Raw genomic sequence first — 23,302 nt, 5'->3', positions numbered from 1 at the left:
ATATGACTCGCCATTTTTGTATCTAACATCTAATTGAGAAAATTAGACTATATCGATAGCTTTTCGTGCTCAATCGAGTCTTTTAGCTCTTATTTACGTAGGGTTTTTCTTTGAAAACTTGATCTGTTGAATCACCAAACCAGCAATGATTAGCAGTAAGCCAAACAGTGTCGCTGGGTGAATCTCTTCGCCAATGATGGTTGAAAGTAGCATTAGCGAAATAAACGGTGAGGCAAAAATTAGGTTGCTGATACGTGCCGTATTGTTGGTTAGCTTGAGTGCTGATAGCCACAAGACAAAGGTAATGCCCATCTCGAACAGGCCAACATAAGTCACAGCCATCCAACCTTTCGCTGTGATTTGGCTAAAACTCTCGCCTTCGTAAATGGTTAAACCGATCGCGAAGGGCAATGCCACTAAGAACCCAAGTAATACACCCACCACAGGGTCAGCCTTGTTTTTGGTATTGAGAATCCAGTAGCCCGCCCAAAGCAAGGTTGAAAGCAGCGCCAGTGCCACACCGAGTGGGCTATCGAACTGCATGCCTAATACATCACCTTTGGTTGCAATGACTACCACACCCGCATAGCTGAAGGTACACGCAATCCAATCTTGTTTACGAATCTTTTGTCCCAGAAACACCGCAGCCATTAAGGTTAGCGTGATAGCCCAGCTGTAGTTAATGGCTTGAGCTTGAGATGCAGGCAGCAGGTCGTAGGCTTTGAATAGAATCAGGTAATAGGCCAGTGGGTTAACCAAACCGAGCAGTAAGTAATACCAAGGGTTTGAAAGAAACGTGGTACTCAGCTGAGAAAGCTTGCCTTGAAACGCGCAGACTGCGATCAGCGCAATCGACGACACAATGCTGGCGATGGTCAGCATTTGAATCGGTGAAAACTCAGCAAGGGTCAGCTTAAAAGCAGTAGCGACTGTTGACCACAGTAATACCGCAGCAAGGCCAAAGCCCAAGGCACGACGTTCGTTCATAGCAACTCATTCTAATTTGATGGGGCAGAATACGGAGCGCTTAGTCTATCTGTCGAATTTTAATACGGCAAACTGGACATTTATCCAGTATCAAAATACCCTTTAATGAGTTATTTCCAATTAGGCTAAATCATTATCATGCAATGGATTATCGAACATCAAGCACCGCTTATTGCTGCTATTTCTGGCGCGCTCGTCAGCGGCGGTGTGGTGGGTTGGTGGATCAAACAGAAGTTCTCTTTTCAACAGCGACTTCTTGAACAGCAGCTAGAGTCCGACCGTTTGCTGCATGAGTCTCAACAATCCCAGCTCAAATCCTCGCTCGCAGAGGCGCAACAAGAGCTCAATGAGTTGGATGATGACCGAGACAAAGCGGCATTCGAGCTCAAGCAAGCCCATGGCAAGGTGATGGCCGCGATGGAAAAGCTGCGCTACTTTGAGGCGGTCAAGCAAGAGCGCCAACAGTATGCCGATGATATCAATGTTCTTAAGGAGCATAAGTCTGAGTTAGAGGCTGAGCTTCGCGAGCAAGAGGCAAGACATGATCAAGAAAACCTCGCCAACAGTGAAAAGCTGCAACTGCTAGAACAAGCAGAATCTCGACTTAAGCAGCAGTTTGAACTGTTAGCGAATCAACTGTTTGAGAGCAAAACCGCTAAGGTCGATCAACAAAACAAGCAAAGCTTAGAGGGTTTGTTGTCGCCGCTGAAAGAGCAACTAGAAGGCTTCAAGAAACAAGTGAACGACAGCTTTAGCCAAGAAGCCAAAGAGCGTCACACCTTAGTACATGAGCTTAAAAACCTGCAACGTCTTAATGAGAGCATGACACGTGAAGCGGTTAATCTGACCCAAGCACTAAAGGGCGATAATAAACAGCAGGGTAACTGGGGCGAAGTGGTACTGGCACGGGTGCTGGCAGAATCAGGGCTGCGCGAAGGTCATGAATACCAAACTCAAGTGAACCTGCAAAACGATGCGGGCAAGCGTTACCAGCCAGATGTGATTGTGCATCTGCCACAAGACAAGCAAGTGGTGGTGGATTCAAAAATGGCTTTGGTGGCGTTTGAGCGTTACTTCAATGCTGAAACTGATCAACAACGTGATGCCGCATTACGTGATCACTTGGCTTCATTGCGCGCGCATATTAAAGGCTTGAGCCAGAAGGATTATCATCAACTCAAAGGCATACAGAGCTTGGATTATGTGTTGATGTTTATTCCGGTAGAACCTGCGTTTCAGGTGGCGATTCAAGCCGACCCTAGCTTAGTTAAAGATGCGATGGAGCAAAACATCATCTTGGTCAGCCCTACCACCTTGCTGGTGGCACTGCGTACCATTGATAACCTGTGGCGCAACGAAAGACAGAACCAGAATGCACAAATCATTGCAGAGCGCGCGAGCAAACTTTACGACAAGCTGCGCTTGTTTGTTGATGATATGGAAGGTCTTGGTAGCTCATTGGACAGAGCCAACCAAAGTTACCAAGGTGCCATGAATAAGCTGGTGACTGGTCGTGGTAATGTGATTCGTCAGGCCGAAAGCTTTAAGCAATTGGGTGTTGAGGTGAAGAAACCTATCTCGGTTGGCTTGGCGGAAATCGCTCAAAATGAGGCTTTTTCAGAAAATGCCTCCTTAGTAGAAAGACAACCCGCTGAGGATAAAGTAAACTAATCGGCCGCAGCGCCTCTAAAGAGAGAGTGTACTGTCGATGAGAACTTACCATGGTAGATAACAGCATTATGGACACAAGCGTGCAGACAAATTCAGCAGTAGAGTCAGAAACCACACACTTTGGTTTCGAAACAGTCGCGAAAGAGCAAAAAGTCGCGAAAGTAGCAGAGGTATTTCACTCTGTAGCCGCTAAATACGACATCATGAATGACTTAATGTCGGGTGGTGTTCACCGCTTGTGGAAGCGATTCACGATTGATTGCAGTGGCGTTCGCCCGGGTCAACGTATCCTCGATCTTGGTGGTGGTACTGGTGACCTTACTGCGAAATTCTCGCGCATTGTTGGTGAAAAAGGCCACGTGGTTCTTGCTGATATCAACAACTCAATGCTGAATGTTGGCCGCGATAAACTGCGTGATAGCGGTATTGTCGGCAATGTACATTACGTTCAAGCTAATGCTGAAGAGCTGCCATTCCCAGACAACTACTTCGATTGCATTACCATCAGCTTCTGTCTGCGTAACGTAACCGATAAAGACCAAGCGCTGCGTTCAATGTACCGCGTACTTAAGCCGGGCGGTCGTCTGTTGGTTCTTGAGTTTTCTAAGCCAGTGCTTGAGCCACTATCAAAGGTTTACGATGCATACTCTTTCCACCTATTGCCAAAAATGGGTGAGCTGATTGCTAACGATGCAGACAGTTATCGTTACCTTGCAGAATCAATCCGCATGCACCCTAACCAAGAAACCTTGGAAGGCATGATGCAAGAAGCGGGTTTTGAAAATACTAAATACTTCAACCTAACGGGCGGCATTGTTGCGCTGCACCGCGGTTACAAGTTCTAGTCGAACTTGGTAGCAGGCTCGTAGGGCGTGCTAAAAATAAGAATAAAGACAGAACGGATAGGTTAACGCTTATCCGTTTTCAAAGGTAAGGACAGTCATGCCATTTGATCCATTGGTCACCGCGGTTATTGAAACCTCTTTAAATACTTTCGTGAACGATGATCCAGCCTTGGTTCGTCGTTTGTCTCGTTTAAAGGGGCAGATCATTCAAGTTAATTTGAAAGAGCTGAATAAAACTCTCACTTTCGTTTTTAGCCAACAAATCGATGTGTTGTCTGACTACGAAGGACAACCTGATTGCTACCTATCTTTGAACCTATCGGTACTGCCTGAACTGCGTGAGCAATCGAACATCACCAAGCTGATCAAGCAAGATAAGCTGATCTTAGAGGGTGACATTCAACTCGCACAAAAATTTGCTCAGCTGATGACAGACTGCAAGCCGGACTTAGAAGAGTGGCTATCGCGCGTAACGGGCGATGTGGTTGCGCATACCTTGGTACAAGGCGTTAAAAACGTCGGTGGTTTTGTGGCGAAGCAAGCAACTAAGCATCAAAACCATGTTGCTCAGGTTCTGACAGAAGAGTGGAAGATTGCACCGGCTCCGTTAGAAGTGGTGCATTTTTGCGATCAGGTTGATGACGTAAAAAGCTCGGTAGCTCGCCTTGAAGCTAAGTTGAACGCTCTGTTGGAGAAAATATGACCCCAACAGAACTGAAACGTCTTTATCATATTATCAAGGTACAGTTAGAGTACGGCCTTGATGAATTGATGCCTGAGCACCATTTGACTAAAGCTCCTTTGCTGGCGCGAAAGTCACTGTTTTGGCTTAAGAACAAGCATCAAGATAAAGAGTTGGGTCATCGCTTACGCCTTGCGCTGCAAGAACTTGGGCCAGTGTGGATCAAGTTTGGTCAAATGATGTCGACACGTCGTGACCTGTTCCCTCCTCATATCGCTGATCAATTGGCTTTATTGCAAGACCAAGTCGCTCCATTTGATGGTGCATTGGCCAAGCAAGATATGGAAAAGGCACTGGGTGGCAGTTTAGATAACTGGTTTACCGACTTTGACATCGAGCCACTGGCCTCGGCTTCTATCGCTCAGGTGCATACTGCAAAGCTTAAAGAGAGCGGCCGCGAGATTGTTCTGAAGGTAATTCGCCCTGATATTCGCCCGGTGATTGATGCAGATCTAAAACTGATGCACCGAATGGCGCGTATAGTCGCTAAGTCGCTTCCTGAAGCACGTCGTTTGAAACCGGTTGAGGTCGTTCACGAGTACGAAAAAACGTTAATTGATGAACTGGACCTGCGCCGAGAGGCAGCCAATGCCATTCAGCTGCGACGTAATTTTGAAGGCAGCGAAGAGCTGTATGTCCCAGAGGTTATCCCTGATTTAAGCAGTGAAACCCTGATGGTATCAGAGCGAATCTATGGTATTCAGGTTTCCGATATTGAAACTCTGAACGCCAACGGCACTAACATGAAATTGTTGGCAGAACGTGGTGTGACGGTATTCTTCACTCAAGTATTCCGAGACAGCTTTTTCCATGCCGACATGCACCCGGGTAACGTATTCGTTAATCCAGAAAATCCGGATAACCCTCAGTGGATTGGTTTGGATTGTGGCATTGTCGGCACGCTCAACAGTGAAGATAAGCGCTATTTAGCAGAGAACCTGTTGGCTTTCTTTAATCGAGATTATCGTAAAGTCGCCGAGCTGCACGTTGATTCGGGTTGGGTGCCACACGACACCAACGTCAATGATTTTGAGTTCGCGATCCGTATGGTGTGTGAGCCAATTTTTGCAAAACCACTTGGTGAGATCTCATTTGGCCATGTGTTGCTAAACTTATTTAATACAGCAAGACGTTTCAACATGGAGGTTCAGCCTCAGTTGGTACTTCTACAGAAGACCTTGTTGTATGTGGAAGGCCTAGGTCGTCAGTTGTATCCGCAACTTGATTTGTGGGCAACCGCCAAGCCTTTCCTTGAAACCTGGATGATGAATCAGGTGGGGCCGCAAGCTGTGATCAATGCAGTAAAAGAGCGCGCGCCATTCTGGGCAGAAAAACTGCCAGAGCTGCCAGAGCTGCTTTATGACAGCTTGCGTCAAGGTAAAGCGATGAACCACAGAATGGATCAGCTTTATCAAGGTTACCGAGATAGTAAGCGTCAGCAAGCAACTGGAAAGTTTTTGTTTGGCGTTGGAGCTACTTTAGTCGTATGCTCCGCAATATTAGTTTCAAGCCCTTATGAGCAGCTATCTATGGGCTGTGGCATCGCAGGTGTCACATTTTGGCTGCTAAGTTGGCGAGCTTACCGTCGTTAGACAGTAGACTCCCTTAATATTTTTTATGTGTAGACAGACCCGAGGACAATGACAATGGGTGGTATCAGTATTTGGCAACTTCTAATCATTGCTGTGATTGTAATTTTACTTTTCGGAACGAAGAAACTGCGCGGCATGGGCGGTGACTTAGGTTCAGCGGTGAAAGGCTTCAAAAAAGCAATGAGCGATGAAGATAAGCCTGCAGATAAGAAAGACGCAGACTTTGAACCAAAGAACATTGAACAGCAGAAGAAAGAAGCTAGCGCTGAAACGACTGCTGAAACAAAGAAAGACAAAGAGCAGGCGTAAATCGTGTTTGATATCGGTTTTTGGGAACTGGTATTAATATCTGTCGTTGGGTTAGTCGTTTTAGGACCTGAGCGTTTACCTGTGGCGATTCGCAGTATTTCCAAGTTTGTTGGACAAGCGAAAAGCATGGCAAACAGTGTGAAAGATGAACTTTCTCACGAGCTTAAGGTGCAAGAGCTGCAAGAAAACCTACGCAAGGCGGAAAAAATGGGTATGGAAGATTTATCTCCAGACCTAAAAGCATCAGTTGATGAACTTAAGCAGGCCGCTGCTCAAGTTCAACGCCCGTATGCTAAGCCTGAGTCTGATAAGCCGAGTGAGACTGAACCTAGTGTCACGGAAACTGTGGAATCTGAAACCATTCAGGTCAACAGTGAAGCTTCAGCACCGTCAGATAAGAAAGCCGAATAGTCTCGCAAGGAGGAGTCGCCAGATACTTATGTAGTTATTTAAGTAGACAGCTATTTAAGTAAATAACTATTCAAGTGGATACCAATTCAACTGGATAGATACACGCGGCTCCTTTTCGATCTTCCTGTTTAAGAGGTTTGACATGTCTTCGACTGAGCAGACACAGCCTTTAATTAGCCATCTTCTAGAACTGCGTAATCGCCTATTGCGCGCGATTGTTGCTGTTCTGGTGGTGTTTGTTGGGCTAATTTATTTCGCTAATGATATTTATGAGTTCGTCTCTGCACCTTTGGTAGATCGCTTACCTGAAGGCGCGACGATGATCGCAACTGATGTAGCGTCACCATTTTTCACACCCTTAAAACTGACTTTGATCGCGTCTATATTCCTCGCGGTTCCGTTTATTTTGTATCAGGTGTGGGCTTTTGTCGCTCCGGGCTTATACAAGCATGAGAAGCGCTTGATCATGCCGTTATTGGCTTCAAGCTCATTGCTGTTTTACTGTGGTGTGGCGTTCGCTTACTTCATTGTATTCCCGTTGGTATTTGGCTTTTTTACCGCCATATCATTAGGGGGAGTAGAGTTCGCAACCGACATATCGAGTTATCTTGATTTTGTACTCGCACTGTTCTTTGCCTTTGGTATCGCTTTTGAAGTGCCAGTCGCCATTATCTTGTTATGTTGGACGGGGGCGACAACGCCTAAGGCTCTGTCTGAAAAGCGTCCGTACATTGTTGTCGGTGCTTTTATCGTCGGTATGATGCTGACACCTCCCGATATGATCTCGCAGACACTGTTGGCGATTCCAATGTGTATTCTGTTTGAGATTGGTCTGTTCTTCGCGCGTTTCTATGTGCGTAAGCCAGATGCGGATGAAGAGGAAGAAGCTGAGTCTTGATTCTGCTGTAAGAGTATAATTGCTAGAGTCCTTCAGCAAAAATCGACACAATAAAAAAGCGGCCTAGGGCCGCTTTTTTATTGTGTCGATTTTATCGAACCTTTAACTGATAGCCACAGTTCTGACATATATAGAGCTCTTTGATACCCCACATCTTATGCCATAGAGTTCGATGTTGACGCTGTAAGTGAATAGTGTGATTACACATAATCATCTCAATTTGACTTTTATTTATTATAATCGTCAATATTAAACAATATACCTATGTATTCCAATGAATAACTCTAAAGTATTATGTGAAGTAAGGTCTTATATATTAAAGAGGGTGCTAGCATTTTTTGAAGTTGTGGTGTCGACCTCTTCAAGGCTAATCCCGCGCAATTCAGCGATGCGCTTTGCTACTAATTCTGTGTATGCGGGTTCATTGCGTTTACCGCGATTTGGTGTTGGTGCTAAATAAGGGCAATCTGTCTCTAGAATGACGTAATTCATATCGAGATGCGGGATCACCTTGTCCATTCCTGAATTCTTGAAGGTCGATACACCACCTAATCCGAGGTGGAACCCGAGCTCGTTGATCGCTTGAGCTTCTTCTAAGCTGCTACCAAAACAGTGGAACACACCACGTAAGCTGCCATCTTGCTCTTTACGAAGCAGAGCAAGTGTCTCTTCAATGGAATCACGAGTGTGGATCACCACAGGTAGATCGAGCTCTTTTGCCCACTGCAGTTGAGTCACGAAAGCCATCTCTTGTTCAGCTTTGAAGGTTTTATCCCAGTACAAGTCGATCCCAATCTCACCCACGGCGATAAAGTCATGTTTATCAAACCAAGCTCGAATGGTTTTGAGGGTTTGCTCGATATTCGCATCCACATAACAAGGGTGTAAGCCCATCATTGAACGACACACATCAGGAAACTGAGCTTCCGTCGCTAACATGGGCTCGATAGATTCTAAATCGATGTTCGGCAATAGAATGGTATCAATACCTTGAGCCAGTGCGCGTTGCACGACTTGTTCACGGTCTTCATCGAATTCGCTCGCGTAAATATGAGCATGGGTGTCGATCATTATTTTGTCCTGAAAGCAGTCTTTACTGAGTTGTCATGAGTATACGGCAGTGTGAGGAGAAGGTCATTTTTTGCCATTTATCCCTGTTTTTGAGTGGGTTTTATATTTTACTGCTAGCGTCCTGAGCCATCAGTGATATGCTTTTGCCTGTATTTAGCACTTTTCATATCTAAGCATTTCGGTGCTTAGACTAGGCAAGGAGAATCTAGTGTCTGTTTCAATTCAAGGTCAATTCCCAGGTCGCCGTATGCGCCGTATGCGTAAACACGACTTTAGCCGTCGCCTAATGGCAGAAAATCAATTGTCTGTGGATGACCTCATCTACCCAATGTTTATCCTGATGGGTAAAGACCGCCGCGAGCCTGTCGAGTCAATGCCGGGTGTTGAACGCTTGTCGATCGATCTGATGCTTGAAGAAGCGGATTACCTGTCAAAATTGGGTGTTCCGGCGATTGCTCTGTTTCCGGTCGTGAACCAAGATGCTAAAAGCTTATGCGCGGCTGAAGCTCATAATTCAGAAGGTTTAGTGCAGCGTGCGGTACGTTCATTAAAAGAGCACGTGCCAAATATAGGTGTGATTACTGATGTTGCACTGGACCCATTTACTACTCACGGCCAGGACGGCATCATCGATGAAGATGGTTACGTGATGAATGATGAAACGACTGAAGTGTTGATTCAGCAGGCGTTATCGCATGCTGAAGCCGGTGCAGATGTGGTTGCTCCGTCGGATATGATGGATGGTCGTATTGGTAAGATCCGTGAAGCGTTAGAGGAAGCGGGTTATATTCATACTCAGATTATGGCGTACTCTGCGAAATACGCATCGTGTTATTACGGCCCATTCCGTGATGCAGTCGGCAGTGCTTCGAACCTGAAAGGTGGTAATAAGAAGAACTACCAGATGGATCCTGCCAACAGCGATGAAGCGATTCACGAAGTGGCAATGGATCTTAATGAAGGTGCGGATATGGTGATGGTTAAGCCTGGTATGCCTTATTTAGACATCGTGCGTCGTGTGAAACATGAACTTCAAGCACCAACGTATGCTTATCAAGTGTCTGGTGAGTATGCGATGCACAAAGCAGCAATTCAAAACGGTTGGCTGAAAGAGCGCGACACCGTTATGGAATCACTGCTGTGCTTTAAGCGTGCTGGTGCTGATGGCATCCTGACGTACTTCGCTAAAGATGTTGCAGAGTGGCTTGCTGAAGACAATGCACAAGCAGCCAAGCACTTAAAAGAAAAGTAACAACTTAACGTTAACTTAAGTGATATTCAGTAAAAGGGTTGGCCATTGTGTCAGCCCTTTCGCTTATGAGGATGGAAGAAGATGTCAGTCATAGTACGTGAAGGTTCACTGGAAGAGGTTGTGTCTGTTGTCGAGCAGATCTCTGAGTTTGCTAGAAAAGAGAGTGTCGCTTCACTGGCAGCTCGGCTTGAAGGGAAAAAGAGTCTGATCTTAGTGGCTGAAGAGGCTAACGTGTTACTCGGCTTTAAAATTGGTTATGAGCTTAACTCAAATACTTTCTATAGTTGGTTTGGTGGTGTGTCACCGCTTGCAAGAAATAAGGGGGTCGCCCAGGCTCAATTAGATGTTCAGGAGCAGTGGGCACAAGAGCGGGGTTATGAGCAGCTGAAAGTGAAATCTCGTAACCAGTTTCCAGCGATGCTGTGTTTACTATTGAAAAATGGATATCGAATAGAAAAACTGGAAGAAAAAGAAGAGATTAATGAAAATCGAATCCATTTCGTGAAGCAATTATCAGCTTAATGATTTGCTTTATCGGGGGGATAAATCATTTAAAATGAATTTAATGAGATTTATTATCATTTAGTTGTTGACTATTAAATGAGAATCATTATTATTAACCCTGTCTTAGGGAATGAGGAAATGTTCACAAGGATGTTAAGTACTCAAGTATCAACTTGGTTACCCAACAGAATTCTCGCGAACTTGTACTAAGTTCTTTTTGACACGACATTGCTCACATTGCTTCCAGTGTAATTTATAGCTTTTAGGTAAAGCTGTGGTATTCAATTTGAATGGCTTTACCAGTTTTTGCTAGGCGACATCTTCGGGTGTCGCTTTTTTTATACCTCCAATTCAACAATATGCATATTTAGTGGCACGTTTTTTTATGAATAAAACGCCATCAGCATTCTTTTCCACAATGCAGGATCGTAAAAAGATCGTTGATCATATGTTCGATCTGTAAAATTGTTCTTTATTATCAGTGTTTTGTTGGTGTTTTTTGATTTGTTAACCTTACTTCTCAACAGGGTGGATAAATAATATAAACAGAGTTATCCACAGAACGCTTGCGTCTAAGAACAAAAAATAACAACAAATCGATTATAACGAATACAACCGAGTGAACGGATACAGATCGACAACATGGAATCCAACCAACAGACGTGGCATTCTTAACAGATAATTTCTGTACTTACTGGATTCACAAATATTATGGCTCGTATTCCTGATAATCCATTGATTCTGATCGATGGCTCTTCTTACCTATATCGCGCGTTCCATGCTTACCCTGGCACCATGAGCAATGGTGATATCCCAACGAACGCTGTTTATGGTGTAGTTAACATGCTACGCAGCATGATGCGTCAATTTGCTTCTGATCGTATTGCGGTTATTTTTGATGCGAAAGGGAAAACGTTCCGTGATGACATGTACCCAGAGTACAAAGCAAACCGCCCACCTATGCCTGACGATCTTCGTTGCCAGATAGAACCATTGCACAATGTGATTCGTGCGATGGGTTTGCCACTTATCTCTATTCCTGGCGTTGAAGCAGATGACGTGATTGGTACGTTGGCTTCTCAAGCTTCTGCGATGGGTATGCCTGTACTTATCAGTACTGGTGATAAAGATATGGCGCAGTTAGTTGATGACAACGTTACTCTGATCAACACCATGACCAACGTGGTAATGGATCGCGAAGGTGTGATTGAGAAGTTTGGTATCCCGCCAGAACTGATCATCGATTATTTGGCACTGATGGGTGATAAAGTCGATAACATCCCTGGTGTTCCGGGTGTGGGTGACAAGACAGCGACGGCTTTGCTACAAGGCATTGGTAGTATCGAAAAGTTGTATCAGAATCTTGATGATATTGCGGCGCTTGGTTTCCGTGGTTCGAAGACGATGGCTAAGAAGCTGGCTGATAATAAAGCCAATGCTGACATGTCTTACGAGCTTGCAACAATCAAGCTAGATGTTGAGCTTGAAGAGACGCCTGAGTCATTGGTAAAAGCACAACCCAATATCGATGAGCTGATTAAGTTATACGGTCAACTGGTCTTCAAATCTTGGTTGAACGAGCTCCTTGAAGGTGGCAGTGGTGTGGTTGAGGCGGCAGAAAAATCTGCCGCAGCGGGAGCTGGTGCGGCACGCAACAGCGCTTCTACTGTAGAGATGAATACGTCTGCCGTAACGATTGATCGTAGCAACTACGAAACGATTCTAGATGAAGCGTCATTCAATGTTTGGTTAGAAAAGCTTAAAGCAGCTGAATTGTTTGCTTTTGATACTGAGACAGACAGCCTTGATTACATGGTGGCGAACCTGGTCGGTCTATCATTTGCGACGGACGAGGGCGTTGCCGCTTACGTACCGGTTGCTCATGATTACCTAGATGCACCTCAACAGCTGGATCGTGATTGGGTACTTGAACAACTTAAACCGATTCTTGAAGATGATGCTCAAGCTAAAGTGGGTCAAAACCTGAAGTACGATATGAGTGTGCTAGCGCGCTACGGTATCGAAATGAAGGGTATTAAACATGACACCATGTTGGCGTCTTACGTTTTCAATAGCGTAGGTGGCAAGCATGACATGGACAGCCTAGCGCTGCGTTTCCTTCAGCACAGCTGCATCTCATTTGAGCAAATCGCAGGTAAAGGTAAGAAACAGCTTACTTTCAACCAGATAGAACTGGGTGAGGCGTCTCCATACGCTGCAGAAGATGCTGACGTGACATTACGTCTTCATAACCGCCTGATGGAAAACATTGAGCAAGATGAAAAGCTAAAAACCATCTATGAAGAAATCGAAGTACCACTGATTCCTGTGATGTCTCGCATTGAACGCACAGGTGTATTCATTGATGACATGTTGTTAGGGGCTCAATCGCAAGAGATTGCGGTTCGTCTGGATGAGCTAGAGCAGAAAGCTTACGAGATAGCAGAGCAAGAGTTCAATATGAACTCGCCAAAACAACTGCAAGCGATCCTGTTTGAAAAAATGGGTCTGCCAGTTATCAAGAAAACGCCATCAGGCGCACCTTCAACCAACGAAGAAGTGCTTCAAGAGCTGGCGCTTGATTACCCGCTACCTAAGTTGATCATTGAGTATCGTGGTCTTGCGAAGCTTAAGTCGACGTACACAGATAAACTGCCGAAGATGATCAACGCTGAGACTGGTCGTGTTCATACGTCTTATCATCAAGCGGTGACCGCGACGGGCCGTTTGTCTTCGACTGATCCAAACCTACAGAACATCCCAATTCGTAATGAAGAAGGTCGTCGTATCCGCCAAGCATTCGTTGCACAGCATGGTTGGAAGATTCTAGCGGTCGATTACTCTCAAATTGAATTGCGTATCATGGCGCACCTATCAGGTGACAAAGCGCTGCTGGAAGCATTCCAACAAGGCAAAGATATCCACGCGGCAACGGCTGCTGAGATCATTGGCGTTGATATTGAGCAGGTAACCACTGAGCAACGTCGTCGTGCTAAAGCGGTTAACTTTGGTCTTATCTACGGCATGAGTGCTTTTGGTTTGGCTAAGCAGCTAGGTATTCCTCGTGGCGAAGCACAACACTACATGGATACTTACTTTGAGCGTTACCCAGGTGTGATGCAGTATATGGAAGACACACGCAGCGCGGCTTCAGAGCAAGGCTTTGTTGAAACCATTTACGGTCGTCGTCTGCACCTTCCTGAGATTCAATCTCGAAATGGCATGCGTCGTAAGGCTGCTGAACGTGCGGCAATCAATGCGCCAATGCAGGGCACAGCAGCAGATATCATTAAGAAAGCGATGCTGTTGGTTGATGAATGGATTCAAGCGGAAGGCGATGGTCGTGTGAAACTGCTTATGCAGGTACACGATGAATTGGTGTTTGAGGTGGAAGAGTCAGCTTTAGCCGAAATTGAAAGTAAAGTACAACAATTGATGGAATCTGCTGCAGAGCTAGAAGTACCGCTTGTCGCGGAAGCTGGCCACGGTGACAACTGGGATCAAGCCCACTAATCAGTTTTTGACCTTATTGAGTAAATTAGTATGAGCCAGTGCACAAACACTGGCTTTTTTTTGTCTCGAATAAAGTTAGGTCATAATAAAATTTTGGGTGTTTTAATAAAACGTTCATGAAAAAAAACTACAAAAATGGTTTTCATTTCTGAGCAATTGTTGTACATTAAATCTTGTAGGGTACAGAGGTAAGATGTTCTATCTTTCAGACCTTTTGTTTCACGTTATTGGATTAGGCTGATTCAGCCGCCCCAGTCAGTATTTGACTGGGGCGTTTTTTCTTGTGCGAAAGAAAAATATCTCCAACCTACTATTCCCCCGTAAAATCTCCCATTTTTAGTGCCTTTTGTTACGTTTCCCCCAAGCAGCGTGATAAACACTTGATTGCCTTAGATCTGGAATTCAATCAGCAATTGGTAATTTTAATCCGTCTCTAAGTGCATTGTTTTATTCTTGAAAATAACTTTTATTTTACAAGTAACTCATAATACATTGATCGCTTACGTCTTATTTATCAGGACATTGAATGGGTGAATGCTCAATGTAGTCCATGATTTCCTGTTGTTTCTCGGTGCTGTATTTCAGAGCTTCGGCCGTGATCTGGATAGATTGCGCCATAGAAGAGATATTGTTGGTCGCTTCCACCAAGGTTTGCTGCATGGGTTTTAGGATAAGTAGATAGATAGCGGTCAACGCGATAACAATGACAGCGATAACGGCTGCCAACGCAATAATGATTTTAGTTTGGATATCATCTAGCAGTAATTGACTGGTTTTCTTAAAGGCGAGTCGAGATTGGTCTAAGACTTGTGGGAGTTGATTGAGTGATGTCTTGGTGGAGCTCGCAAGCTGATTGATGCTTTCAACGGTTTGATTCAGGGCTTGTTGTTGGTCATTGCTGAGGTTGGGGTTGTTGACTATCGCCTGCAAAGATTGCGATATCACCTCAAGGGACTCACTCGCGTCTTTTGCATACTTTTCCATACCATCTAGGTCTAAAGTCATATCAACATTGACTAGAGCGGCCTCGGTCTTGGGCTGTTCCGCTTCAGATGCTACACCGGAAAATGAGATCAATATAAGTGCGATGGTCGCCAAGGGTTTTTTCCACATGAGTATTCCTTTCTCACTGTTTAGTTTGTTAAAGGTTGTCTTTTAGTATGGTTCACTTCTCTCGCTTCTAACTGATTAATCTTGTCTTTAACTCTCAAGATCTAGGTTTAACTCACTAATTTGTGGGTAAAAAAATACCCCACCTATAAAAGGCAGGGTATTGATAAGGCTAAATCACGTGTTGTCAGTGCTTTAACCTCTAATTATAGATAAAGCTCTAGATAGAGGAATTACTCTGAGTCGTTTTGCTCTTCGTCCGCTAGCTCATCAATGATTTGATCAGCAAACACAGGTGCAAACCACTCATCCATCTTGGCACGCAGTTGGTCAACGCCGATGCCCTTCATTGAAGAGAAGACATCAACCGCTACATCACCACCGAAAGATTTCGCATCGTTACGGATTTTCAGTAGCTGTGCTTTACGCGCACCGCTTTTCAGCTTGTCTGCTTTTGTTAACAAAACCTGTACTGGGATGCGGCTATCGATAGCCCAGTAGATCATTTGTTGGTCAAGGTCCTTCATTGGGTGACGGATATCCATCAATACCACTAAACCTTTTAGGCTTTCACGTCGTTGTAGGTATTCACCTAGCGACTTCTGCCATTTTTTCTTCATCTCAAGCGGTACTTGAGCGAAGCCATATCCCGGTAAATCGACAATATGACAGCCGTCGGTAACCTTAAATAGGTTAATTAGCTGAGTTCGACCTGGGGTTTTACTGGTTTTCGCCAAGCTTTTTTGGTTTGTAACGCGGTTTAGTGCGCTAGATTTACCAGCATTGGAGCGTCCTGCAAACGCAATTTCGATCCCTTCGTCTTCTGGTAAGTGACGAATATCAGGTGCACTGGTAATGAAATGCGTGTTTTGATAATGAATTTTTACGCTCACTGTTAACTCCATCTCGACTTTGTGTAGTCGATTGATTACTTTTTTGTGAATTTGTGTAAAATAACCGTGCTCGGCATAAGGTCGCCTATTGTACCATGAGTGGCAACATAGAGTGGTACTGGAAGCTTGATAATTATAATGGAATGTCATGAAGAAATTAGCGCTAATTTTGAGTCTTTTAGCCAGCTGCTCAGTATGGGCTCAAGGTAGTATTGAAGCTGGTAAAGCCAAATCACAAACATGTGTTGCCTGCCACGGTGCTGACGGCAACAGTCTGATCACTCAGTATCCTAAGCTGGCTGGTCAACATGAGAAGTATCTAGAGAAGCAGTTAAAAGAGCTTAAGCTAGGTATGACGAGTGGTGGTAAACAAGGTCGTTACGAGCCTGTAATGGGTGCAATGGCGATGCCTTTATCTGAAGAAGATATGGCTGACCTAGCGGCATACTACGCATCTCTCCCTATCTCTAGTAACTCTACTCCTGAAAATGTAGTAGATGAAGGTAAGGTTCTTTACACTGCGGGTAACGCAGAACGCGGCGTAACGGCTTGTATTGCTTGTCACGGCCCTCGTGGTAATGGTACCGAACTTTCTGGTTTCCCTAAGATTTCAGGTCAGCACGCAGATTACATCAAGGCTCAACTTGAGAAATTCCGCGATGGTAACCGTAATAACGACATGAATGCGATGATGCGTGATGTAGCTAAAAAGTTAACAGACGCAGATATTGATACCTTATCGAAGTACGTTGGTGGTTTACACTAATATGTCGGTTTCTTGCTCTTAGCCAGAGTAATGAAATGTACGTTCGAGCGAGATTGAAGAGACGCCCCGATCAGTAATGGTTGGGGCGTTTTCTTTTGTATTGATTTTATATATCCGGTTTGTGTTAATGTCTAATTTATCAATGCGTGTTCGAATTGTGTACAAAAGTGTGAACTCGCACTCTTGTAGTCTTTTTGTAAAAAGGTAAAGTAGCCGCCATCAGCTAGGAGCTGACTTAGATACGGATGGTCATCTAGTCTAACGGTATAGACAGAAACGGATCAGGCTAGGACAGCCCAGCAACAAGGTGTTAGAAAAGGATAGCCAAAACTCATCAGGACGATGAACAACAAACAAATTTGGCATGGAAAGCACCAATAACAAATGGAGATTTGTGTACCAAGTTGAGTATGCAAATTTTGGCCGATATAGGCAGATTTAGAGAGCGATAGGTTTTCCTATCGCTTTTTTTATTGATTTGATGAAAAAACACCCAATACCTCTCCACTATAAACTCAGTTTCTGGTATGTTTCGCATCCCTGTTTAAGGATGTGCTATGTATACTTGTCCCTTATGCCATCACCAAGGCGTGAATCACTATTTTGAAGACAAACGCAGAGCCTATCTGCAGTGTCAGCAATGTGAACTGGTATTTGTTAAACCTGAACAAAGGTTAGAAGCAAAAGAAGAAAAAGCACACTATGATCTCCATGAGAACGATCCTAGTGATGCAGGCTATCGCCGTTTTCTATCTCGCATCGCGGATCCACTAACAGACAAAATTTCATCTAACTCACAAGGGTTGGATTTTGGTTGTGGCCCAGGCCCTACGCTATCTATTATGTTAGAAGAAGCCGGACACACCATGGAGTTGTACGATATCTATTACCACCCAGAAGCTTCTGTGTTGGAAAAAACGTATGACTTTATGACTGCCACGGAGGTGATAGAGCATCTTTACCACCCAGACAAAGTGTGGCAGCAATGGTTGAATTTAGTTAAACCCAAGGGCTGGATTGGTCTTATGACTAAGCTAGTAATAGACGTAGACGCGTTTGCTGGTTGGCACTACAAGAATGACCCGACACATGTCGTCTTCTTTAGTCGTCAAACATTCCAGTTTTTGGCAGAGCGGGATAAGCTCGAACTAGAATTTTTTGGAAATGATGTAATTTTACTGAGGAAAGTGCAGTAATGGGTCGTAGTAAGAAATCAAGAAAACCGGGAGCACTTGGCGCTCCGGAACCTATGGTTACTCGTAACCGTAGTGAATCTGATGTTGAAGGTCGTGAACGTAAGCGTGTTAAAAAGCGTAAAGGCCTTAAGTCTGGCAGCCGTCACTCTGATGGTAGCGAAGCAAAACAGCGTAAAGCTGCACTAGCTCGCGACCCTCGTTTAGGCAGCAAGAAAAAAATCCCGCTGATTGTTGAACCAGCGAAGAAGTCGACGAAACAAGAGCGCAAGCTATCTAACGAACAAGAGTTAGAGATGCTTGAGAATGATGCTCAACTGAACACATTGCTAGATCGTATCGAAAATGGTGAAAACCTAGGTGCTGGTCTGCAGAAGTTTGTTGATGAGAAACTTGATCGTATCGAACACCTAATGGGCCGCTTAGGTCTGCTAGAGCCAGAAGACGATGAAGAAGAGATCTTCGAAGAAGCACCTGTTGCCTCTAAGAAGAAAGCAAGCTCTGACGAAGACTTGCTATCTCAATTCGAAGATTTCGACTTAGACAGCTTTAAAGGTTAATAGCCAATGAACGTAACCTTATTAGCAATTGCTGGTGGAATTATCATTCTCGGCTTGGGCTCTTACGCAGGTTACCTTCTACTTCAAGTGAAGAAGCAGACGGAGTTGCAAAAGCAGCATCAAGCACTTGCCATTGAAAAACGTAACGCGACGATTTACGAAAACGTAAATACTTTATGCTTAGCGGGTATTCAAGGCCAGTGTGACTTACCTGAGATCAGTATTCGAGTGTGTATCATTATGGATAACGTTCAGGGTGATGAGCGTGTTGATTTTGATTCTGAATATCCTGCTCTTTCTGAGCTGTACCATATCGTAAAAGATATGGCTCGCGGAGATGCAAGACAGGAACTGACGAAGAAAGATCGCATGCAGCAGAATCTCACGCGCCATAAGGCAGAGACTCGCTTGAATGATGCGGTCATCGAAGATTTGAAAAGGTTGCAGGAGAAGGTTAAGCCTCTCAACAACCAAATCAACATTCAGATGATCTAGTCACTAAGACTATTTAATGTAGAGGCTTGTTTAATACTCTATTTTTAAGACGTGCTGCTTTTAATACTTATGCCTTTAAGACACTTTGCCTTAAAGGCATATTGTTTTTAAGTCGTCTTGCTTTTTAATAGACAATGTTAAATGAGCTTTCTTACCTTTTGCGTCTCGTTAATCCCGACGCTTTGTTAGTGATCAAGCTAGCAGTTCTGAGTTTTTGTCTGAAAAATTGATTTTGTCTTGGAACGACCTTACTGGTCGTGTGGCAAAATAACCCGTCTATATTTTAATGTATGTAAAATGATTTGAGAGACCTTAGGTTCTCGCGGATCTAAATTGGAAGTACCGCTATGTCGAGCAAGCCAGTAACAACGAATCAGCAAATCGTTTGGGATCAAGAAATCTTAAACAAGTACAACTATTCGGGACCTCGTTACACCTCATACCCAACTGCGTTGGAGTTTCATGAAGCGTTTACTGTCGCTGATTACGACATGGCGTGTACTCAATATCCTGATCGTCCACTCTCTCTTTACGTGCATATCCCATTTTGTCACAAGCTTTGTTACTACTGTGGTTGTAATAAAGTCATTACTCGTCACTCGCATAAAGCGGATGAGTACTTGGATGTGATTGAACATGAAATCCGCCAGCGCGCCTCTTTATTGAATGGCCGTAAAGTGACTCAACTGCACTTCGGTGGTGGTACACCAACGTTCTTGACCAAAACACAAATCACTCGTTTGATGGGCATTTTGCGTGAAGAGTTTAACTTCACCTCTGACGCGGAAATCAGTATTGAAGTTGACCCGCGTGAGATTGAGCTAGACGTACTTGACCACCTTCGAAATGAAGGCTTCAACCGCCTGAGCATTGGCGTGCAAGACTTCAATAAAGAAGTACAGAAGCTGGTTAACCGTGAGCAAGATGAAGAATTCATTATTGCAATGGTTCAACGTGCGACAGAGCTAGGCTTCCGTTCAACTAACCTGGATTTGATCTACGGCCTACCAAAGCAGACTCAAGCTTTGTTCGCTGAAACATTGAAGCAAGTGTTAGAAATGAAGCCGGGCCGTTTATCTGTATTTAACTACGCACACATGCCGCAACTGTTTGCTGCGCAGCGTAAGATAAAAGATGAAGACCTACCTGAAGCTAAAGAGAAGATGGCTATCTTACAAGATACTATCGAGACGCTAACCGGGGCGGGTTATCAGTTCATAGGTATGGATCACTTCGCATTACCTGAAGATGAGCTAGCCGTAGCACAACGTGAAGGTATTCTGCATCGTAACTTCCAAGGCTACACGACCCAAGGTGAAGCTGACTTAATTGGTTTCGGTGTTTCTGCTATCTCAATGGTTGGTGATGCTTACGCACAAAATCAGAAAGAGCTGAAGAAGTACTACGCTCAGGTGAATGATCTGCGTCATGCACTTTGGAAAGGTGTTGCTCTAGACCGTGACGACCTTCTACGTCGTGAAGTGATCAAGCAGCTGATTTGTAACTTCAAGCTTGATAAAACAATGATCGAATCTGAGTTCTCGGTTCACTTTAATCGCTACTTCAAAGAAGATTTAGAGCTTCTACAAACTTTTATCAACGATGAGTTGGTTGAAGTCGATGATAAAGAAATCCGCGTAACTTTGCGTGGCCGTTTGCTGATCCGTAACATCTGTATGTGTTTTGATAAATACCTACGTGCCAAGGCTCGCCAACAGCAATTCTCTCGCGTCATCTAATAAATCGATAGAGAATAGAAACATAAAAAATGCCAGCATCATGCTGGCATTTTTGTATCTGACTCATTCGGTTTCTGCCTGATTTAGGCGAGGTTCTCTTTGGTGCCCTGTTTGGCCTCTGCGTTTTGTTCGGCTTTGTTATTCGTTTTAAACTTGGCATTTAGCTTACTGCGTAGGTCGGTAGGCCATTGGTCAAACGGAACTGGACGGCTGTATAAGAAACCTTGAGCTAATGGGCATTGAAGCTGCTTGAGTAGTTCAGCTTGTTGTTGTGTTTCAACGCCTTCTGCCACCAAACTCACTTTGAAACCCTTGGTAATGTTGACGATGGCCGCGACGATGGAGCTGTCTAGGTTCTCTTTTTCCAACTTACTGACGAAGCTGCGATCGATCTTTAAGCAATCAAATGGCAGTTTGTGTAAGTAAGCCAGTGACGAATAGCCGGTACCAAAGTCATCAATTGCAATCGAGATGCCTAGTGCTTTTAGCGTCAGCATATTATCGATGATGGTTTGGTCATTGTCGACGATGCGTGATTCAGTGATCTCTAGCGTCAGGTTTTGGGCTGGTAATTTGGTGTCACGCAGCGTGGTTTTAACCAATTCAATGAATCCGCTTTCACTCAGTTGGTCGACAGATAAGTTAACGTGAATAGAGAAGTCTTTATTCCATTTTCCAGATTCAATCGCAATAGCGGTATCTCGACATGACTTGTGCAAAATCTGCTTACCAATGTCGTATATCAATCCTGTTTCTTCTGCTAAAGGAATGAACTCCAAAGGTGAGATTATACCCTCGTCCGTTACCCAACGAGCCAAAGCCTCGGCACCTATGGTAGCTCCAGATTCCAGGTCGATTATTGGCTGATAGAAGGGCTCGAACTGCTGAAGCTCAATTGCCTTGTTAAGACGTGCCAGCATCTTGGTACGATATCTCGATGCTTTGCCCATTTCTGGGTTGTAAATACTGACACTGGTTTTGTCTTGCTTTGCGTTGCTCAAGGCTATACTGCTGTTGCGTAGCAGCAGTGTAATATCGTTGACGTTCGAGACATTCACGACCCCCATTGATACTTTGATGACCACGCTTTCTGATTCCATGGCAAATGGGGAGGTAAAAATTCGAAGTAAGCGGCTCGTCAGTAGCTGGACGTCATCTATTTGATTGATGTTAGGAGCGTAAATCGCAAATTCATCCCCGCCAGTTCGAGCTAACAGGAAGTTCGATGGCAGCGTGCCTCTTAAACGAGCAGCCGCAATGATAAGCAGTTGGTCACCATTGTAATGGCCGAGGCTATCATTAATATCTCGAAAGCGGTCAATACCAATTAAGTAAAGTGTACCTTTTTCGTTTTCAGGGTTTTTCTTGGCTGTATCAATAAAGCCTTCACGACTATACAGTTTAGTTAATGAGTCATAGGTAAGTTGAGCCTGTAACGCCTGAAAAGAAGCCTTTAAATTGTTGGTCATTTCATTAAATGACGCAGTTAACATGCTAATTTCATAGATATTGCCCGTTTTTGGCATGCTCGTATCCCAGTCACCTTTGGCGAGGCGCTTTGCTGCCCCTGCTGTTGAAGTGATGGGTTGAGTTACGCGATTAAAGGCAATTAATCCAGCGATAATACCAATGCAACTGAGCGTTAGACCGAGTAACCAGCTGTTTCTTTGGTTTTTTGGCAATTCACCAAGTAGGCTACTTTCTGGGATCGACATACCAATAATCCAAGTGATGCCGTACTCATCTTCATAAGGGGTAAGTTGATTGAAATATCGTTCGTTATCTAAATTAAAACTAAAGCGCTGCACATTTAAATCATCGATTAGATGAAACTTATCTACATAACGGGCACTTTCACGTATTACCGCGTTAGCACTCTCTGTTGCTAACAAGCGCTGGCCTTTGTCTGTTTGTCCTGTTCCCCAAGAGACCACGCTGCCTCCGCCCGAATGAGCGACTAAGCGCTGTTGCTTATCAATAATATAAACAGAAGCATCTGTTTCATCTTTTAGTTCTTTGAGAAATGCATTAAAAGTGTTGATCTTGATATCGCTGGCAAGGACACCTTTGAGCTCGTTATCACTATAGATAGGAGCAAGAGCCGATAAAGTGATCTCTTGTCGTTCATCTGCATTGGCATAAATTGATGACCATAATGCCTTGTTCTGTGCTACGACAGGTGTGTACCAAGGGCGAACTCTTGGGTCGTAAGCTGAAATCACGGTTCGAATGTCTTCGCTAATCGTGTGGCCACGATAAATGACCAGCTGGCCTTGGGTTCGGTCATCTCGGGCCATCAAAGTGTAGCCGTTGTTAACTTCTTTTCGAAAACCGACGTAGCTACCGTCTGCAGAGCCAAAACTAATCACATCTAGTTGGGGAACAGCTTGGAAATGACGAGAAAATTTATAAAGGATGTAGTCTTGAACCAGACTAAGATCTCCCTCTTTATAAAGGTTGTGATAACCGATGTTATGACTTAGTGAAAGGTTAGCGTGAAATGGCTTTTCTAAAAAATCGGCAAGGCTTTGATGAACGTTATCAGTGAGTGATGTTAGTTGGCGCGCACTAATATCACTCACCATCTCCTTGTAGCTTTGCTTTTGAGTGAAAATCATTACGCCCATAGTGAAGAGAAATATCATCACGAATGGCAGAACCACTGCGGTTCTCAAGGTAATTTGTGTTTTCAAAGACATCTTTAGCTACAGTTTGGATAGATAGTGTACTGTAATTGTACCGATACTATTC

General features: G+C 44.3%; 20 protein-coding genes. 15 read left to right on the top strand and 5 right to left on the bottom strand.

Features of this window, described 5'->3' with window-relative positions:
* Positions 1-93 precede the first annotated feature (93 nt).
* Complete coding sequence (locus AB4232_RS02100; RefSeq protein ID WP_017099240.1) at positions 94-987, bottom strand: DMT family transporter; 894 nt, start codon at positions 985-987, stop codon at positions 94-96.
* A 138-nt stretch (positions 988-1,125) separates the two neighbouring features.
* Between AB4232_RS02100 and rmuC the strand changes: the two genes are divergently transcribed.
* The 7 genes from rmuC (at position 1,126) to tatC (ending at position 7,455) form a co-directional block, all read left to right on the top strand.
* The gene (gene rmuC, locus AB4232_RS02095) at positions 1,126-2,658 is read left to right on the top strand and encodes a DNA recombination protein RmuC (protein WP_135380883.1); all 1,533 of its coding nucleotides are present in this window, start codon (positions 1,126-1,128) and stop codon (positions 2,656-2,658) included.
* Between the two features lie 65 nt (positions 2,659-2,723).
* Positions 2,724-3,503, top strand: coding sequence for a bifunctional demethylmenaquinone methyltransferase/2-methoxy-6-polyprenyl-1,4-benzoquinol methylase UbiE (gene ubiE / locus AB4232_RS02090; RefSeq protein WP_135381055.1), 780 nt, complete (start codon positions 2,724-2,726; stop codon positions 3,501-3,503).
* 97 nt (positions 3,504-3,600) lie between these two features.
* On the top strand, positions 3,601-4,206 hold the full coding sequence (locus AB4232_RS02085; protein ID WP_135380884.1) for an SCP2 domain-containing protein: 606 nt from the start codon (positions 3,601-3,603) through the stop codon (positions 4,204-4,206).
* Positions 4,203-5,837, top strand: a complete 1,635-nt coding sequence (gene ubiB / locus AB4232_RS02080; RefSeq protein ID WP_017079346.1) for a ubiquinone biosynthesis regulatory protein kinase UbiB — start codon at positions 4,203-4,205, stop codon at positions 5,835-5,837. The genes AB4232_RS02085 and ubiB overlap by 4 nt, the downstream gene beginning before the upstream one ends.
* Positions 5,838-5,891: 54 nt before the next feature.
* On the top strand, positions 5,892-6,146 hold the full coding sequence (tatA, locus tag AB4232_RS02075; RefSeq protein WP_004735565.1) for a Sec-independent protein translocase subunit TatA: 255 nt from the start codon (positions 5,892-5,894) through the stop codon (positions 6,144-6,146).
* A gap of 3 nt (positions 6,147-6,149) precedes the next feature.
* Complete coding sequence (gene tatB / locus AB4232_RS02070) at positions 6,150-6,557, top strand: Sec-independent protein translocase protein TatB (protein ID WP_004735566.1); 408 nt, start codon at positions 6,150-6,152, stop codon at positions 6,555-6,557.
* 142 nt (positions 6,558-6,699) lie between these two features.
* Entirely contained in the window at positions 6,700-7,455 is a 756-nt protein-coding gene (gene tatC, locus AB4232_RS02065; RefSeq protein ID WP_017100517.1) for a twin-arginine translocase subunit TatC, read from the top strand.
* Between the two features lie 309 nt (positions 7,456-7,764).
* On the opposite strand, the gene AB4232_RS02060 is transcribed toward tatC, so the two are convergent.
* A complete protein-coding gene (locus AB4232_RS02060; protein WP_135380885.1) occupies positions 7,765-8,526 on the bottom strand; it encodes a TatD family hydrolase in 762 nt (253 codons plus the stop codon).
* Between the two features lie 208 nt (positions 8,527-8,734).
* On the opposite strand from AB4232_RS02060, the gene hemB reads away from it, so the two are divergent.
* The 3 genes from hemB (at position 8,735) to polA (ending at position 13,795) form a co-directional block, all read left to right on the top strand.
* Positions 8,735-9,778, top strand: a complete 1,044-nt coding sequence (gene hemB / locus AB4232_RS02055; RefSeq protein ID WP_135380886.1) for a porphobilinogen synthase — start codon at positions 8,735-8,737, stop codon at positions 9,776-9,778.
* 81 nt (positions 9,779-9,859) lie between these two features.
* On the top strand, positions 9,860-10,300 hold the full coding sequence (locus tag AB4232_RS02050) for a GNAT family N-acetyltransferase (protein ID WP_012602989.1): 441 nt from the start codon (positions 9,860-9,862) through the stop codon (positions 10,298-10,300).
* Between the two features lie 693 nt (positions 10,301-10,993).
* Complete coding sequence (gene polA / locus AB4232_RS02045; protein ID WP_372085934.1) at positions 10,994-13,795, top strand: DNA polymerase I; 2,802 nt, start codon at positions 10,994-10,996, stop codon at positions 13,793-13,795.
* 507 nt (positions 13,796-14,302) lie between these two features.
* On the opposite strand, the gene AB4232_RS02040 is transcribed toward polA, so the two are convergent.
* Together AB4232_RS02040 and yihA are read right to left on the bottom strand one after the other, a co-directional pair.
* Positions 14,303-14,908, bottom strand: coding sequence for a GTP-binding protein (locus tag AB4232_RS02040; protein ID WP_372085931.1), 606 nt, complete (start codon positions 14,906-14,908; stop codon positions 14,303-14,305).
* 230 nt (positions 14,909-15,138) lie between these two features.
* On the bottom strand, positions 15,139-15,798 hold the full coding sequence (gene yihA, locus AB4232_RS02035) for a ribosome biogenesis GTP-binding protein YihA/YsxC (RefSeq protein WP_009848045.1): 660 nt from the start codon (positions 15,796-15,798) through the stop codon (positions 15,139-15,141).
* 148 nt (positions 15,799-15,946) lie between these two features.
* Between yihA and AB4232_RS02030 the strand changes: the two genes are divergently transcribed.
* The 5 genes from AB4232_RS02030 (at position 15,947) to hemN (ending at position 20,551) form a co-directional block, all read left to right on the top strand.
* Complete coding sequence (locus AB4232_RS02030; protein ID WP_009848044.1) at positions 15,947-16,564, top strand: cytochrome c; 618 nt, start codon at positions 15,947-15,949, stop codon at positions 16,562-16,564.
* Between the two features lie 557 nt (positions 16,565-17,121).
* Positions 17,122-17,760, top strand: coding sequence for a class I SAM-dependent methyltransferase (locus AB4232_RS02025; protein WP_012602994.1), 639 nt, complete (start codon positions 17,122-17,124; stop codon positions 17,758-17,760).
* Positions 17,760-18,317, top strand: a complete 558-nt coding sequence (gene yihI / locus AB4232_RS02020) for a Der GTPase-activating protein YihI (RefSeq protein ID WP_004735577.1) — start codon at positions 17,760-17,762, stop codon at positions 18,315-18,317. Before AB4232_RS02025 ends, yihI begins: the two co-directional genes overlap by 1 nt.
* Positions 18,318-18,323: 6 nt before the next feature.
* Positions 18,324-18,812 (top strand): DUF2489 domain-containing protein, encoded by a 489-nt coding sequence (locus AB4232_RS02015; protein WP_009848043.1) that lies wholly within the window; start codon positions 18,324-18,326, stop codon positions 18,810-18,812.
* A gap of 347 nt (positions 18,813-19,159) precedes the next feature.
* Entirely contained in the window at positions 19,160-20,551 is a 1,392-nt protein-coding gene (gene hemN, locus AB4232_RS02010; protein ID WP_372085929.1) for an oxygen-independent coproporphyrinogen III oxidase, read from the top strand.
* 83 nt (positions 20,552-20,634) lie between these two features.
* Here hemN and AB4232_RS02005 read toward each other — a convergent pair whose 3' ends face one another.
* Positions 20,635-23,250: an EAL domain-containing protein gene (locus AB4232_RS02005; protein ID WP_372085927.1), complete on the bottom strand. Its 2,616-nt coding sequence runs from the start codon at positions 23,248-23,250 to the stop codon at positions 20,635-20,637.
* Between the last annotated feature and the right edge of the window lie 52 nt (positions 23,251-23,302).

Origin of the sequence: Vibrio sp. 10N.286.46.A8, assembly GCF_041470165.1 — a bacterium.
Lineage (GTDB): Bacteria > Pseudomonadota > Gammaproteobacteria > Enterobacterales > Vibrionaceae > Vibrio > Vibrio tasmaniensis_A.
Note: the sequence above shows the minus strand (reverse complement) of the source record. Positions and strands in the feature narration are given on the sequence as shown.